Below are 15,211 nucleotides of genomic sequence, written 5' to 3' on the forward strand. Positions count from 1 at the left end.
ATGCCGCAAGATGCACTTGTCTCCTCTATCTCCTCCAAGGAAATAGATTCAGCCCGCTCCCGTAGCGGGCTTTTTTTTGCCTGTTGAAATTAAATCAATACCAATTAGATGACTACCAGATCGAGCGCGCGCATGAAGTTGGCTGCCTGCGCATGCGTGATGACGGCGCCTTTCAGCAGCGCCGCTTCGCTCAGTTTGAAACCGTCGATATCGGCGCCGCGCAAGTCCGCGCCCTGGAACTTTGCCAGTTTGATGGTGGCGTTGCGCAAGCTGCCCCCTTCGAAGACGGCGTCGCGGAAGTCGCAGCCGGCCAGATAGGCATCGGAAAAATCCAGCTGTTTCAAGATGGCCTTGCGGAAAGAAAAGCCGCGCAAGTCGGCGCCCACCAGCAGGCTGTCCTCGAAGGTGAGGCCCAGGTGGGCTACTTCCTCGAACGAGGCGCCCGTCAGCTTGCAGCCCCGGTAGGTGACTGAGGCCAGCTTGGCGCGCCGCCATTTTGTGTTGTTCAGGTCGCAGCCTTCGAACGTGGCGTCGACGGCGTCGACGGATTCGAAATCGGCGCTGCCGGCGCGGCAGCGGCGCCAGGTGCTGCGCGCCAGCTTGCTGGCGAACAAGCTGGTTTCGGCAAAGGTGCAGCGTTCAAACGTGCAACCTTGCAAATCGAGGCGCGACAAGTCTTCGCCATCGAAGGCGCAATCGATGAAGTGGTGCACTGATTGCGCCAGTTGCTGCTCCATGCCGGCGCGGTCCAGGGTCATGCTGCTTGCTGCGGTGTCGTGTGTTGCCATCCGTCTCATTCCTAAAGTAAAAAAGCAGGGGAGGGATGGCGCGGCGGGAAATGCACGAACCAGAACACCTCCCCGGCTGGTGTAACAGCCAAGGGTCAGCGCCGTGGGTCCGCGTGGGCGGGAGCATGCCGGACGGTGCCGGGCACTTACCGGGTTACCAACCGGTGCGCTCATTTTCGATCAGCCTGCATTGTAACGGCTCTGCAGCACCCTTGCCAGTGCTGGATAAACCGGGTTAATATCGTTGCAGGCACAGCCACTGCGCCAACGTCGCTCGGACGGATCCGGGCGCTTACGTATAGAGATATCATGACCGACAGCCAAGCTCCGCGCAGCTTTTCGCGCATCAATCGCCTTCCCCCCTACGTTTTCAATATCACCGCCGAGCTCAAGATGGCCGCGCGCCGCCGTGGCGAGGACATCATCGACATGTCGATGGGTAATCCCGATGGCGCCACGCCGGCGCACATCGTGGACAAGCTGGTCGAAACGGTGAAACGCCCCGACACGCACGGCTATTCCGCGTCAAAAGGTATTCCGCGGCTGCGCCGCGCCATTGCCCATTGGTACAAGAAGCGCTACGAGGTCGATATCGACCCGGACAGCGAAGCCATCGTCACCATCGGCTCGAAAGAGGGCCTGGCGCATTTGATGCTGGCGACGCTGGACCGTGGCGACACGGTGCTGGTACCCAATCCCAGCTACCCCATCCACATCTGGGGCGCCGTGATCGCGGGCGCCGACATCCGTTCCGTGCGCATGGGGCCGGGCGTGGATTTCTTTGCCGAACTGGAACGGGCCATCCGCGAAAGCTACCCGAAACCGAAGATGATGGTGCTGGGTTTTCCGTCCAACCCCACGGCGCAATGCGTGGAACTGGAGTTTTTCGAGCGCGTTGTCGCGCTGGCGAAGCAGCACAATATTCTGGTGGTGCATGACCTGGCGTATGCCGACATCACCTTCGATGGCTGGAAGGCGCCGTCCATCATGCAGGTGCCCGGTGCGCGCGACGTGGCCGTGGAGTTTTTCACCATGTCGAAAAGCTACAACATGGCGGGCTGGCGCATCGGCTTCATGGTCGGCAACGCGGAATTGGTGTCGGCCCTGGCGCGCATCAAGAGCTATCACGACTACGGCAGTTTTACGCCCGTGCAAGTGGCGGCCATTGCCGCGCTGGAAGGCGATCAAAGCTGCGTGACGGAAATCTGCGCCCAGTACCAGCGCCGCCGCGACGTGCTGGTGAAAGGTTTGCATGAAGCGGGCTGGATGGTGGAAAAGCCGAAGGCGTCGATGTACATCTGGGCGCATATCCCCGAGGCTTACCGCCACCTGGGTTCGCTGGAGTTTGCCAAGCTGCTGCTGCAAAAAGCCAAGGTGAGCGTCTCTCCCGGCATCGGTTTCGGCGAGTACGGCGACGAATACGTGCGCTTCGCCCTGATCGAAAATGAGGCCCGCGTACGGCAAGCGTTGCGGGGCATCAAGAATATGTTGCGTTCTGGCGACGGGAAAGCGCATGCGGCAACGTAAAAGGTTGCCGCATGGAATGATCTGTTGCCCCTAATATCACTACCGCGTATTTCTGACATCACGAATATAAAGTGGTTTTATATGCTGCGACGCGGCATCATTCATCTGTCTCCTCTATCTTCCTCCAAGGAAATAGATTCAGCCCGCTCCCGCAGCGGGCTTTTTTTTGCCTGGAAATTCATATTTGTTGTCTGAAGAGTATTCTGTGGACGTTGGTGGCAATGCATGTTTCAATGCGCGGCTATCCTCCTATGAAAGTCCGACATGGCACATGAAAATCTGAGCAAAGGACAGCAAAAAGTTCCTGAGGCGGACACGTTTTTCATCAATAGCGATGCAACGTCCAATAATGAGTTCAGTTTTCATAACGAATGGTTAGTCAGGGGCGTTGCGGTGACCAGTGGCGGCCCCGAGTTCCTGGAAAAGATCAAGCGGCCCAAGCGCGGTGACACCCTGCTGTTATGGGTAAACAAGATCGGCATCGTTGCTGCTGGCACAGTGCTCGATGACGCGCCAGTCATCGTGTATCGCGGCGGGGGAGTGGTCAGTCCGAATGAACCAGAAGAGTATCACCGCATGGTGCGCTGGTATGCTGATCTGCGCAGTACGCCTGTCTCCTCGGCCGAAGTCGTCGTTTTTCACGGCACCAATCCCCGACAAGCTTTCGGGGCCTTGAACAAAGGGAAGGAAGCCATCCTCGCATTGATCGCCAGCAGGGTGGAGCAAAATGATATCCATGATTTGCTTTCGAGGGGGAAGGGGCGATCAACGGAGATAGAAATACTGTGCCAGGCCCGGCGGGGCCAAGGCAGGTATCGGGACGAATTGCTCGCATTGTGGGATAGAAAATGTGCGGTAACGGGGTGCGATCTTGAGCCGGTTCTGCGTGCTTCGCATGCGCTGTCCTGGCAAGGGGCCACTGATCAGCAGCGCCTTGATCCCCATAATGGTTTGCCGCTGATCGCGACCCTGGATGCCTTGTTCGATCGGGGCCTGATCAGCTTTGCTGATGATGGCGCCATGTTGTGCTCCCCCTCGCTGCTGGGGCGGCATCGTGAACTCATCGGTTTGCCTGCTCCGTTGCGTATCGTTTTGAGGGAAGAACAGAAATATTATCTGCGCATGCATCGGCAACGCTTTGCCTTTTGTTCGCCGCCCCAGGATTGAATAGTGGCCGCAACTGCCGTTGATGTCGCTGCCTGTTTCGCAACTTGTACGAGATATGGATAATTCATATCTCCGCTATCACAACATGTCATTGGATTGATATGCTGCGATGCGGCATCATGCATCTGTCTCCTCTATCTTCCTCCAAGAAAATAGATTCAGCCCGCTCCCGCAGCGGGCTTTTTTTTGCCCATCGCCACCACACAGTGCTGGTGGTCGATGCCGTCGTCCGTTTCAGCGGTTCAGGCATGACCCGCGCAAGACGGCCAGATGCATTCGAGTATGATCTCACATGAGTAGTATTCATGGATATATAAAATATTATCATTATTTTTAATGGATGGAACCTTCTATGATGTGTGCATACTTCATAAGGAGCACCGTCATGACCGTCACGACACACAATCTGGGCTACCCGCGCATCGGCGCCAAACGCGAACTGAAATTCGCCCTGGAAGATTACTGGAAGGGCCAAAGCAGCCTGGACGCGCTGGAAGGCCAAGGCGCGGAGTTGCGCCAGCGCCACTGGCAAGAGCAGAACGCGCTGGACTTCGCGCCCGTGGGCGACTTTTCCTTCTATGACCAGGTGCTGGACCTGAGTTTTACCCTGGGTAACTTGCCGCAGCGCGTGCGTGGCCTGGAAGGCGCGGCGCTCGACAACTATTTTCGTGTGGCGCGTGGCCGCTCGGCCAGCGACAGCGATTGCAGCTGCGTCCATGCCGGTGAAATGACGAAATGGTTCGACACGAATTATCACTACATCGTGCCGGAATTTGCGGCCGACACGCAATTCAAGCTCGACAGCAGCCGCCTGTTGCAGCAACTGGCGCAAGCCCGGCAACTGGGTGTGAAAGCCAAGCCCGTGCTGATCGGCCCCGTCACCTATTTGTGGCTGGGCAAGGCCAAGGATGATTCCGACAAGCTGGCGCTGCTGCAAGGCTTGCTGCCCGTCTACGTTCAACTATTGCAGGAACTGGCCACCCAGGGCGTCGAGTGGGTGCAGATCGACGAACCGATACTCGTCACGGAACTGGGCAGTGAGTGGCAGCAAGCGCTGGTCACGGCCTACGATGCCTTGAGCAAGGTCAATCACGTCAAACTGCTGCTGGCCACGTATTTTGGCAAGCTGCAAGATAACCTGGAACTGGCGTGCAAGCTGCCCGTGCAAGGTTTGCATCTCGACGCCATCAATGCCCGCGATGAAGTGGGGCAAGTGATCGCCCAATTGCCCGCCACCAGCGTCTTGTCGCTGGGTGTGGTGAATGGCCGCAATATCTGGAAGACGGATTTGAATGAGGTGCTGGCATGGCTGGAACCCGTGCATGCCAGCCTGCAATCGCGCCTGTGGATCGCGCCGTCGTGCTCGCTGCTGCACGTGCCCGCCGATCTGGATAGCGAACAAAAGCTCGATGCCGATATCCGCTCCTGGCTGGCCTTTGCCCGTCAAAAACTCGATGAAGTGCACACCATTGCCGGCGCCCTGAACCATGGCCGCGCCTCCGTGCAGGCGGCGCTCGATGCCAATCATGCGGCCGTGCAAGCGCGCCGCCAGTCGCCGCGCGTGCACAATCCGGAAGTGAAAGCGGCCGTGGCGCGCATCGATGCCACGTTGGGCCAGCGCGCCAGCGGCTATGCCGAGCGTGCGGCCAAGCAAGCTGCGCTGCTGCAACTGCCGCTGTATCCGACGACGACCATCGGCTCCTTCCCGCAGACGACGGAAATCCGCCAGGCGCGCAGCCAGTTCCGCAGCGGCCAGCTGGACGAAGCCAGCTACAAAAAGCTGATGCAGGCGGAAATCGCCCATTGCGTCAAGGAACAGGAAACCCTGGGCCTGGACGTCTTCGTGCACGGCGAAGCAGAACGCAATGACATGGTGGAATATTTCGGCGAACAGCTCGATGGCTACGCCTTCAGCCAGTTCGGCTGGGTGCAATCGTATGGATCGCGCTGCGTGAAGCCGCCCATTTTGTTCGGCGACATCAGCCGCCCCCGCGCCATGACGGTCGAGTGGAGTACCTACGCCCAGTCGCTGACGGACAAGCCGATGAAAGGCATGCTGACGGGTCCCGTCACCATCCTGAACTGGTCCTTCGTGCGCGACGATCAGCCCCGCTCCGTATCGTGCTACCAGCTGGCGCTGGCCATGCGCGCCGAAGTGCTGGACCTGGAACAGGCCGGCATCCGCGTGATCCAGATCGACGAGGCGGCACTGCGCGAAGGCTTGCCACTACGCAAGTCGCAATGGGCCGAATACCTGCGCTGGGCCGTGGAATCGTTCCGCATCACGGCCAATGGCGTGGCGGACGAAACGCAAATCCACACGCACATGTGCTATTCGGAATTCAACGACATCATCGCGCAGATCGCCGACATGGATGCGGACGTGATCACCATCGAAACCTCGCGTTCCGACATGGAATTGCTGGACGCCTTCGATGACTTCAACTATCCGAACGACATCGGCCCCGGCGTCTACGACATACACTCGCCCAACATTCCAAGCCAGGAACAGATGGTGAAACTGATGCGCAAGGCGGCCGAGCGCATCCCCGCGCAGCGCCTGTGGGTCAACCCCGATTGCGGACTGAAGACGCGCGGCTGGAAAGAGGTCATTCCCGCGCTGGCGAACATGGTGGCGGCGGCGAAAACCTTGCGCGGCGATAACGCGGCTTGAGGCTGAGCGGGGGGAGAGGGTAGATATAGGGAATAGCTATTTCTATCATCACAACATGCAATTGGATAATGATGCTGCGATGCGGCATCATTCATCTGTCTCCTCTACTTCCTCCAAGGAAATAGATTCAGCCCGCTCCCGCAGCGGGCTTTTTTTTGCTTCATCGCTTAAGATACCCTTGCTTGACCATACACATAAAGGAGGCAAGTTGATGATTTCTTTGTTGCGCGCCGTGGGCATGCTTGCGCTGATGGCGCTCGGTGCCTGTTCGGCGGAAAAACACCCGTTCGACCGCCATCTGGCCCAGTTGCGGCCGGACACGGTCACAGCGCTGCCCGATATGGGGTGGCCAGCCGGCACGCTGCTGTGTCCGATGGGTCTTTATCAGAGCGAGCTGAGCGACTCGGCACCTCATGCAGATCGCGTCAACTTGTTCCTGAAGCAAAAGCATTTTCTGGGGGATGAAGGCCGTTGGTCGCTCATCGTCGTCAAGCCGCTGCCGCAGGGAGACGCCGGTATCGAGCAGCTGTTTTTCAAGCGTGCAGACTATGACGTGATCAATGATCCGCAACGCATCGCGCGCGATGTGCAGACAGTGCCAGCGGGGTTTGCGCCGCAGGATTGCGTAACCGTAGAGCAAGCCCGCGTGCTGGTGACGCGTGAACCAGGATCGCATCGAAAACTCATTATTTTCGGAACGGCCTGACGAGATATTGATAAAACATATTTCTATCATCACAACATGCAATTGGATTGTTATGCTGCAACGCGGCATCATTGCACCTGTCTCCTCTACTTCCTCACAGGAATTAGATTCAGCCCGCTCCCGCAGCGGGCTTTTTTTTGCCTGTCTCATCGGTTACAGCACGTTCGCCGCCACGGCCGAGCTGTAGTTGCGCGCCAGTGCCGCGATGATGGCGGCCAGCGCCTGCGGGTTGTCCATGGAGCCAAAATGCGCGGCATACAGGCGCTTGGCCGCCTCGACTTGCGCATTCGTCAGCTTCACGGCATAGGCCATGCGCACGGTTTCAGGATTGTTCAGCGTCATTTTTCACCTTGAAGGCAGGAATTTCGGTTGGCTCGTGTGTCCCTTGTTCGCGCAAAGGATTGCAACTACAATCATTGCATTTGCAATCGTATAGGCAATGTCTGCCATGCGCAAGCGATACCGAGACAGGAGCCGCCATGCATACACCCCCTTCATTGTTCCAGCCGCCACTGCCAGGCGGCGAAACGGGCCACGCCTTTCAAGCCTGCCTGGCCGCGCTGGCGCCAACGTCAGGCTTGCCACTACCACATGCTTCGCCGCGCCGCGCGCTGGGCGTCATGGCGGGCAGCCTGAAGCAGGGCGGCGCCGTGGTGGCGCGGATGCGCAAGGTGGGTACGCCGGCGCTTCCAGTTCCGGACGGCGACTCTTGGGACGTGGGGGCATCTGCGGGCGCCTGGGCTGTGCGCTATCGCCCTGCCGCGACGCAGGCGGAAAAGCCGCTGCTTTACCTGTGCAGCCCCGCCTCGCTGCAGGCCTTGCGCGCGCTGCTGGTCGAGTCGGGTGAGCGAGGCATCGTCTGCAACGATGCGGAAACGCACGCCTCGCGCTGGCCGAAAGGCGTGCAGCCCGCGCTGCCCGCCTGGCTGGCCGCGCAGCACAATTGCACCCCGTTCGATCCGGCGACGGGCGAGGAAGTGCGCGCCATCCTGCGCTCGGCGCTGGAAACGCTGTACCTGGATCAGCAGTCAGGCTATTACTATCTGGCCATACATGACGAAGATGCGGACGAAGGTGCGGATGAAGATGCGGCGGCGCCCTTGTCGGCCGCCGATGCGGCAGCGGCCAGTCTTGGCATGTACCGCGTGTCGCCGCCGAGTCCGGCGCCAGGCCGGGTGCGCCTGTGTGGAGCGGGACGGATGCTGGCCGTCGTTGCCGATGCCGCCCGCTTGCTGAAGGAAGACTGGGATATCGCCACGCAAGTGTGGAGTTGCCCCAGCTATACGCGCCTGGCGCGCGATGCGCAGGCGGCGGAGCAGTGGAACCTGCGTCACCCGCGCGCCACTCCAAGGCTGGCCCATGTGCGGCGCTGCCTCGACGACAGTGCCGCACCCGTCATCGCCGTCACCGGCTACGGGCAGCACATCGCGGGGCAGATCGGCGGCTACGTGCGCGGGCGTTTCATCGCCGTCGGCGCGGATGCCATGATGGAGGTCAGCGCGCCATGGCTGGCCGTCACCGCCTTGAAGGCTCTGGCCGACGACGGTGCGCTGCCCCTGCAGTTCGTCGAATACGCGCTGCGGCGTTACGCCTTGCTCTGAGCGGCATGGCGTGCCGCCTCGGCGGCGCGGGCCAGGGCGGCGCTGAAGTCCTGCTGCTCGCCGCTGTCAAATTGCGCCAGGAACAGATCGGCCACGGTGGCCTGGTACACGGCCCACATCTTCTTGCGCAAGACCTTGCCATCTTCCGTGATGGACACGAAGGCGGCGCGCCCGTCTTCCATCGAACGCGTGCGCGTCACCAGCCGGTCCGTTTCCAGCTTGTCCACCAGGCGCGTCAGGTTGTAGCGTTCGATGGCCAGCGCGTCGGCCAGTTCGTGCATGCGGCGCGAACCGTCCGGGCCGCTTTCGAGTCCCCACAGCACGTCATACCACGCATACACGGGCAGGTCGGCCGCCGCCAGGCGGCGCTCGATCTCGCGGATCATCAAGCGGTGCGTGCGCACGAAGGAAAACCACAGGTCGGGCGCGGTTGCGGACTTGCTTGCAGACTCAGTTGCAGACATCGGTATTCCTCCAAAACGATCACAGTTGCAAATGCAATTATAGCGCTATACAATGGCCGGCATAACGATTGCAAATGCAATGATTGCAGTGGCAATCGATCATGACGATGAATGCCCACCCCCAGGAGACTGCCATGACCTCATCCCTCGCTGTACCCGATATCGATCCGCAGGAAACCAAAGAATGGCTGGAAGCGATGCAGGCCGTCGTCGCCGTGGAAGGGCGTCCGCGCGCCCACTACCTGCTCGACCAGCTCGTCGATATTGATGCCGCGCAGCACGGCGGCATGCACGGCCGCGTCACCACCGCCTACACCAACAGCATCGCCACGGCGCGCCAGCCCGCTTATCCAGGCGACCTGGCCATCGAGCGCCGCCTGAATGCCTACATCCGCTGGAACGCCATGGTGATGGTGTTGCGCGCAGCCAAGCATTCGAACGTGGGCGGCCACATCGCCACCTACCAGTCGGCGGCCGTGCTGTACGACGTGGGCTTCAGCCATTTCTTCCGCGGCCATACTGACCAGTTTGCCGGCGACCTGGTCTACATCCAGGGCCATTCCGCGCCGGGCATCTACGGCCGCGCCTATCTGGAAGGCCGCATCACGGAGGCGCAGCTGGACAATTACCGCCGCGAAGCGGGGCGCGAGGGCCTGTCCTCGTATCCGCATCCCCGTTTGATGCCCGATTTCTGGCAATTCCCCACGGTATCGATGGGACTGGGGCCGCTGACGGCCGCCTACCAGGCGCGTTTCATGCGTTACCTCGAGTACCGCGACTTGAAGCCGCACCAGGGCCGCAAGGTGTGGGCTTTCCTCGGCGACGGCGAGATGGATCAGCCGGAATCGCTGGCCGCCATTTCCCTGGGCGGCCGCGAGCGCCTCGATAACCTGATCTTCGTCGTCAACTGCAACTTGCAGCGCCTGGATGGTCCCGTGCGCGGCAACAGCAAGGTCATTCAGGAGCTGGAGGGCACCTTCCGCGCGGCGGGCTGGCATGTCATCAAGGTCATCTGGGGTAGCGGTTGGGATGACTTGTTGGCGCGCGATACGAGCGGCTTGTTGCGCCAGCGCATGATGGAATGCGTGGACGGCGATTACCAGACCTTCAAATCGCAGAATGGCGCGTATGTGCGCGAGCATTTCTTTGGCAAGTATCCGGAACTGCTGGCGCTGGTGGCGCACATGTCCGACGACGACATCTGGCAACTGACGCGCGGCGGTCACGATCCCGAAAAGGTCCACGCGGCTTACGCGGAAGCCATGCGCACGCCGGGGCGCCCGACCGTGATCCTGGCGAAAACCGTCAAGGGTTTCGGCATGGGCGAGGCGGGCGAAGGGCAGAACATCAACCATCAACTGAAAAAGATGAGCGCCGACGCCGTGCGCGCCTTCCGCGACCGCTTCGCGCTGCCCGTCAGCGATGCCCAGCTGGAAGAGATGCCGTATCTGAAACCAGCGCCGGACAGCGAGGAAGCGCGCTACTTCGCGGCGCGCCGGGCGCAGCTGGGCGGCTACATTCCCGCCCGCATCAGCAAGGTGGCGCCCCTGCCCATACCGCCGCTGTCCGCCTTCGCCACCCAGCTCAAGGATAGCGGCGAACGGGGCGCGTCCACCACCATGGCCTTCGTGCGCATTTTGGGCACCCTGCTGAAAGACCCCGCCTTGAGCAGGATCATCGTGCCCATCGTGCCGGACGAGTCGCGCACCTTCGGCATGGAGGGCCTGTTCCGCCAGATCGGCATCCATTCCTACCTGGGCCAGCTGTACACGCCGCAGGATGCGGGCCAGCTCAGCTATTACAAGGAAGCCAAGGATGGGCAGATCTTGCAGGAGGGCATCAACGAATCGGGTGCGATTTCTTCGTGGATCGCGGCCGGCACGTCCTACAGCAACCATGGCCTGGCGACCATTCCGTTCTACATCTTCTATTCGATGTTCGGCTTGCAGCGCGTGGGCGACCTGGCCTGGGCAGCAGCCGATGCCCGCACGCGCGGCTTCCTGCTGGGGGCCACGTCGGGCCGCACGACGCTGATGGGCGAAGGACTCCAGCATGACGATGGCCACAGCCACGTGCTGTCGTCCGTGATTCCCAACTGCATTTCCTACGATCCCACCTATGCCTACGAACTGGCGGTGATCATCCACGACGGCATGCGCCGCATGTTTGCCGAGCAGGAAGATATTTTTTATTACATCACCTTGCTCAATGAAAACTATCCGCATCCGGCCATGCCGGAAGGAGCCGAGGCGGGCATCTTGCAGGGCTTGTATCTGCTGCAGGAAAGCCCGGCAGTCTCCTTGCCCCGCGTGCAACTGATGGGCAGCGGTTCCATCCTGCGCGAAGTGCAGGCTGCCAGCGCGCTGCTGCAGCAGGATTTCGGCGTGGCGGCCGACGTGTGGAGCGCCACCAGCCTGACGCAAGTGCGGCGCGACGGCCTGGCGGTGGAGCGCTGGAACATGCTGCACCCTGGCAGCGAACCACGCGTGGCGTATATCCAGCAATGCCTGGCCAGCCGGCAAGGCCCCGTGGTGATCGCCACCGACTACATGAAGATCGTGGCTGACCAGGTGCGCCCCTTCGTGACGGACCGGCGCTTTGTTGCCCTGGGCACGGATGGCTTCGGTCGTTCCGATACGCGCGAATCCCTGCGCACCTTCTTTGAAGTGGACCGCCATTTCATCGTGCTGGCCGCGCTGACGGCGCTGGCCGACGCAGGACAACTGCCGCGCAGCAAGGTTAGCGAGGCCATCGCCCGATACGGCATCGACGTGGAAAAACTTGATCCCGCGTCCGTCTAACTTTTTCGAGGAGTGCAGCATGAAACTGTATTACGCAACGGGAACATGTTCCCTGTCGCCGCACATCGTGGCCATCGAGGCGGGCATCGCGCTGGAACTGGAAAGAGTCGACATCCGCAAGATTCCACGCGTCACGGAAACGGGCGCCGATTACGCGCAGGTGAATCCGAACCTGTATGTGCCAGCGCTGGCGCTGGACGATGGCACCATCTTGCTGGAAGGCACAGCCATCGTGGAATACCTGGCCGACCTGGCGCCGGACAGCGGCCTGGCGCCGCCGCCGGGCTCATTGGCGCGCGTGCGGCTGCAATCGTGGCTGGGGTTTATCGCCACCGAGCTGCACAAGGCCTTCAGTCCCTGGCTGTTCCACCCGGAATACGGCACCCAGGCGCAGGACGTGGCCCGCTCGCGCATCGCCGCGCGGCTCGACCACGTCGAGCGGCACCTGGCGGCCGGCGGCCCCTGGCTGCTGGGCGACACCTTTACCGTGGCCGATGCCTATCTGTACACCATCCTCAGTTGGTCGGATGTTGCCAGAGTCGACCTGGACGCTTTCCCGCAGGTGAGGGCGTTGCTGGCAAGCATAGGCGCGAGGCCGGCCGTGCGCGAAGCCATGCACAGGGAAGCGGCGCGGCAGCGGGCCTGAGATATTGATAAATCATATTTCTATCATCACAACATACAATTAGATTGTTATGCTGCAACGCGGCATCATTGCACCTGTCTCCTCTACTTCCTCACAGGAATTAGATTCAGCCCGCTCCCGTAGCGGGCTTTTTTTTGCCCGTTTTTGCCGCATCAACGTGCGCACGCTTGCTTGTCATCATCGCCATCGTGTTGCTTTTGTGCATGCTAAACTGGGCTTTCTCCAGATCAAGGTTGTTTGATGCTTCAATTATTTCGCCACACGCTGGAGTCCACGCCGATCCTCGCCCTGTTTCTCGTCATCGGCGCCGGTTATGCGCTGGGGCGCATCAGCGTGTTCGGTTTTTCGCTGGGCGTGGGGGGCGTGCTGTTCGCGGGGCTGGCGCTGGGCGCCTTTGCTCCTGGGGCCGTACCGCCGCCGATGGTCGGCTCCATCGGCCTGCTGTTGTTTCTGTATGGCATAGGCGTGCAGTATGGCGTGCAATTTTTCGCCGGTTTGCGCGGCGCGGGGCAGAAACACAATCTGATCGCCTTTGCCGCCGTCATGGGCGGCCTGGCCGTGTCCGTCTGGGGCGGGCAGTGGATCGATATCTCGTTGCGCATGGCCAGCGGCGTGTTTGCCGGCGCCATGACCAGCACGGCCGCCCTGCAGGCGGCGCTGGAAGCGTCGCACGGCAATGGCGATGCGGCCGTCGGCTATGCCGTCGCGTATCCGTTTGGCGTCGTCGGCCCCATGCTGGGCCTGTACCTGGCCGGGCGCATATTAAAACCCGTGCTGACGCCGCCGCCTGCGCCCATCGTCGTGTCGGAAATTACCATCGATGAAGCGAAATTGGCGGGTGCGGCCCTGTCCGAACTGGCCGATGGCCCGCTGGCGGGCGTGCAAGTGATCGGCGTGCGCCAGGGTCACCAGAACCGCTTGCCCGATCCGAGCCTCGTGCTCGGCGTGGGCGACGCGCTGATGGTATCGGGCACGGTGGCGGGCGTGGAAGCGGCGCGCACGGCGCTGGGCCACCTGGACCCGGGCCGCTTGATGAAGGACCGCAGCGCGTTCGACGGCACGGAAGTGTTCGTGTCGGACGCGGAAATCGTCGGCGTGCCCCTGGGTGAGCTGAACCTGGCAAAAGACTTCCCCCTGCAGATCGCGTTCATACGCCGTGGCGACGCCATGATCTTGCCGCACCCGTTCCTGACGCTGGAATTTGGCGACAGGGTGATGGCTATTGCTCCAGCGAAACATGCGGCCGACGTGCGCAAGCTGTTCGGCAATTCCATCACGGCCACAGCCGAGTTCAGCTATGTCTCGCTGGGCATGGGCATGGTGCTGGGCGTGCTGCTGGGCCTGGTGCCGATCCCATTGCCGTGGATAGGCTCGTTCAGCCTGGGCCTGGCGGGTGGGCCGCTGGTGATGGCGCTGATTTTGGGCCGCCTGGGCAGAGTGGGCAAGATCAGCTGGCGCTTGCCCCTGTCGGCCAACCTGGTCATGCGCAACTATGGCTTGACGATTTTCCTCGCCTCCGTCGGCATGGCCTCCGGTTTGCCGTTCGTGCAGCAGGTGGGCGCCGATGGCTTGCCCATGCTGGTGCTCGGTGCCGTGACGGTGCTGGTGGTGGTAGCTCTCGTGGTGATTTTGGGCAAGATCTTCCTGCGCCTGCCGTTTCCTGAATTGCTGGGCATTGCAGCCGGCGCCACGGGCAACCCGGCCGTGCTGGTGTTCGCCAACCGCCTGGCCAAGTCGGACCGCCCGAACCTGGGCTACGCCATGATTTTCCCCAGCATGACCATCGTCAAGATCGTCGCCGTGCAGGTGTTGCTGCATCTGTATGGCTGATTGCGGTCAGGATCGATCAAGACAGGCGTCGGGTGAGGTCGTCCAGCAACCATCGCCCGGCAGGCCCGAGTGTGCGGCCTCGCTGATGCGCCGCATAAATCGTCAGTCCCTCGCGGGGCGTTGGATCGTGTTCGATTTCAATGCCAATCAGGCGCCCGGCGGCAATGAAGGGCAACACGAGATGGTCGGGCATGCGGCACCAGCCGAAACCGCCGAGCAGGAAGTCCAGGCGGCGGCCAAGATCGACGAAGCGCCAAAGTTTCCCACTTGCCAGCCCAAAGTTTTCACTGCCCGGATTGACGGGGTCTGACAGCACCAGCTGGACATGCGGCTCCAGATCGGTCTGCGTCGCCGGATGCCCTAACACAGCAAGTGGGTGCCCTGGCGCCACGACAGCCTGCATGCCGACGCGCAGCAGCGGATAGGCGGCAATGTCGTCTGGAATGGACGGCAGCAGCAGGCAAATGCCGATGGCGGCCGGGTCATTTCGCAGGCGCCGCAGCGAACCGCCCAGGCCTTCTGTCGAAAAGCTGACGGGCAGATTGGGAAACGTCCGGCTCAGTGCCGACAGGCTTTCGATCAAGGGTGCCGTCGGCACCAGAGGATCGATCGCAATGACGAGTTCCGGTTCCAGGCCTGCGCGCGTCCCCATTGCCACGCCCTCGAAGCGGGCAGCGCTTGCCAACACCAGGCGCGCCTGCTCAACGAGAACCCTGCCAGTCTCGGTCAGGCGCGGTCGATGGCCACTGCGGTCAAACAGCAGCACGCCTTGCACATCCTCCAGCGTCGCTATGGCCTGGCTGATGGCCGATTGCACGCGACCAAGTTGTCGACCGGCGGCAGAAAAACTGCCCGTATCGGCGATCGTCACCAGCACCCGCAACTGATCCAGCGTCAGACTTCCAATCACAATAGCGTCTCCATGGTGAAATCCATCACAATTTTCGATGGATATCATCACATTTTAATCTCTATTAGAAATATATTCGCGGCGATATATTGTAGGC

Annotated in this window: 12 protein-coding genes; 8 read left to right on the plus strand and 4 right to left on the minus strand. The window is 61.3% G+C overall.

The window, feature by feature from the left end:
* Positions 1-104: 104 nt before the first annotated feature.
* Positions 105-788: a pentapeptide repeat-containing protein gene (locus ACP7EG_RS05150; RefSeq protein WP_426086696.1), complete on the minus strand. Its 684-nt coding sequence runs from the start codon at positions 786-788 to the stop codon at positions 105-107.
* A 309-nt stretch (positions 789-1,097) separates the two neighbouring features.
* Between ACP7EG_RS05150 and alaC the strand changes: the two genes are divergently transcribed.
* From alaC to ACP7EG_RS05170, 4 genes are all read left to right on the plus strand, one after another.
* Entirely contained in the window at positions 1,098-2,315 is a 1,218-nt protein-coding gene (gene alaC / locus ACP7EG_RS05155) for an alanine transaminase (protein ID WP_426086697.1), read from the plus strand.
* Between the two features lie 264 nt (positions 2,316-2,579).
* Positions 2,580-3,482 carry an HNH endonuclease gene (locus tag ACP7EG_RS05160; RefSeq protein ID WP_426086698.1) on the plus strand — a complete coding sequence of 301 codons (903 nt, stop codon included), beginning with the start codon at positions 2,580-2,582 and terminating at the stop codon, positions 3,480-3,482.
* A gap of 385 nt (positions 3,483-3,867) precedes the next feature.
* Positions 3,868-6,156: a 5-methyltetrahydropteroyltriglutamate--homocysteine S-methyltransferase gene (gene metE, locus ACP7EG_RS05165; RefSeq protein ID WP_426086699.1), complete on the plus strand. Its 2,289-nt coding sequence runs from the start codon at positions 3,868-3,870 to the stop codon at positions 6,154-6,156.
* Between the two features lie 55 nt (positions 6,157-6,211).
* Positions 6,212-6,862, plus strand: coding sequence for a hypothetical protein (locus ACP7EG_RS05170; RefSeq protein ID WP_426086700.1), 651 nt, complete (start codon positions 6,212-6,214; stop codon positions 6,860-6,862).
* Between the two features lie 153 nt (positions 6,863-7,015).
* Here ACP7EG_RS05170 and ACP7EG_RS05175 read toward each other — a convergent pair whose 3' ends face one another.
* Positions 7,016-7,204, minus strand: coding sequence for a hypothetical protein (locus ACP7EG_RS05175; protein ID WP_426086701.1), 189 nt, complete (start codon positions 7,202-7,204; stop codon positions 7,016-7,018).
* A 137-nt stretch (positions 7,205-7,341) separates the two neighbouring features.
* Here ACP7EG_RS05175 and ACP7EG_RS05180 point away from each other — a divergent pair, with 137 nt between their 5' ends.
* On the plus strand, positions 7,342-8,463 hold the full coding sequence (locus ACP7EG_RS05180; protein WP_426086703.1) for a transketolase-like TK C-terminal-containing protein: 1,122 nt from the start codon (positions 7,342-7,344) through the stop codon (positions 8,461-8,463).
* On the opposite strand, the gene ACP7EG_RS05185 is transcribed toward ACP7EG_RS05180, so the two are convergent.
* Positions 8,448-8,927 (minus strand): MarR family winged helix-turn-helix transcriptional regulator, encoded by a 480-nt coding sequence (locus tag ACP7EG_RS05185; protein ID WP_426086704.1) that lies wholly within the window; start codon positions 8,925-8,927, stop codon positions 8,448-8,450. The genes ACP7EG_RS05180 and ACP7EG_RS05185 overlap by 16 nt on opposite strands.
* A gap of 134 nt (positions 8,928-9,061) precedes the next feature.
* Between ACP7EG_RS05185 and aceE the strand changes: the two genes are divergently transcribed.
* The 3 genes from aceE to ACP7EG_RS05200 all read left to right on the plus strand — a co-directional run bounded on the left by aceE (position 9,062) and on the right by ACP7EG_RS05200 (position 14,204).
* Positions 9,062-11,728: a pyruvate dehydrogenase (acetyl-transferring), homodimeric type gene (aceE, locus tag ACP7EG_RS05190; RefSeq protein WP_426086705.1), complete on the plus strand. Its 2,667-nt coding sequence runs from the start codon at positions 9,062-9,064 to the stop codon at positions 11,726-11,728.
* 19 nt (positions 11,729-11,747) lie between these two features.
* Positions 11,748-12,374: a glutathione transferase GstA gene (gstA, locus tag ACP7EG_RS05195; RefSeq protein WP_426086706.1), complete on the plus strand. Its 627-nt coding sequence runs from the start codon at positions 11,748-11,750 to the stop codon at positions 12,372-12,374.
* Between the two features lie 240 nt (positions 12,375-12,614).
* Positions 12,615-14,204, plus strand: a complete 1,590-nt coding sequence (locus tag ACP7EG_RS05200; RefSeq protein ID WP_426086707.1) for an aspartate:alanine exchanger family transporter — start codon at positions 12,615-12,617, stop codon at positions 14,202-14,204.
* 16 nt (positions 14,205-14,220) lie between these two features.
* On the opposite strand, the gene ACP7EG_RS05205 is transcribed toward ACP7EG_RS05200, so the two are convergent.
* Positions 14,221-15,162 (minus strand): LysR family transcriptional regulator, encoded by a 942-nt coding sequence (locus ACP7EG_RS05205; protein WP_426086708.1) that lies wholly within the window; start codon positions 15,160-15,162, stop codon positions 14,221-14,223.
* Between the last annotated feature and the right edge of the window lie 49 nt (positions 15,163-15,211).

The sequence above is a fragment of the Janthinobacterium sp. PSPC1-1 genome (assembly GCF_049897625.1).
GTDB lineage: Bacteria > Pseudomonadota > Gammaproteobacteria > Burkholderiales > Burkholderiaceae_D > Janthinobacterium > Janthinobacterium tructae.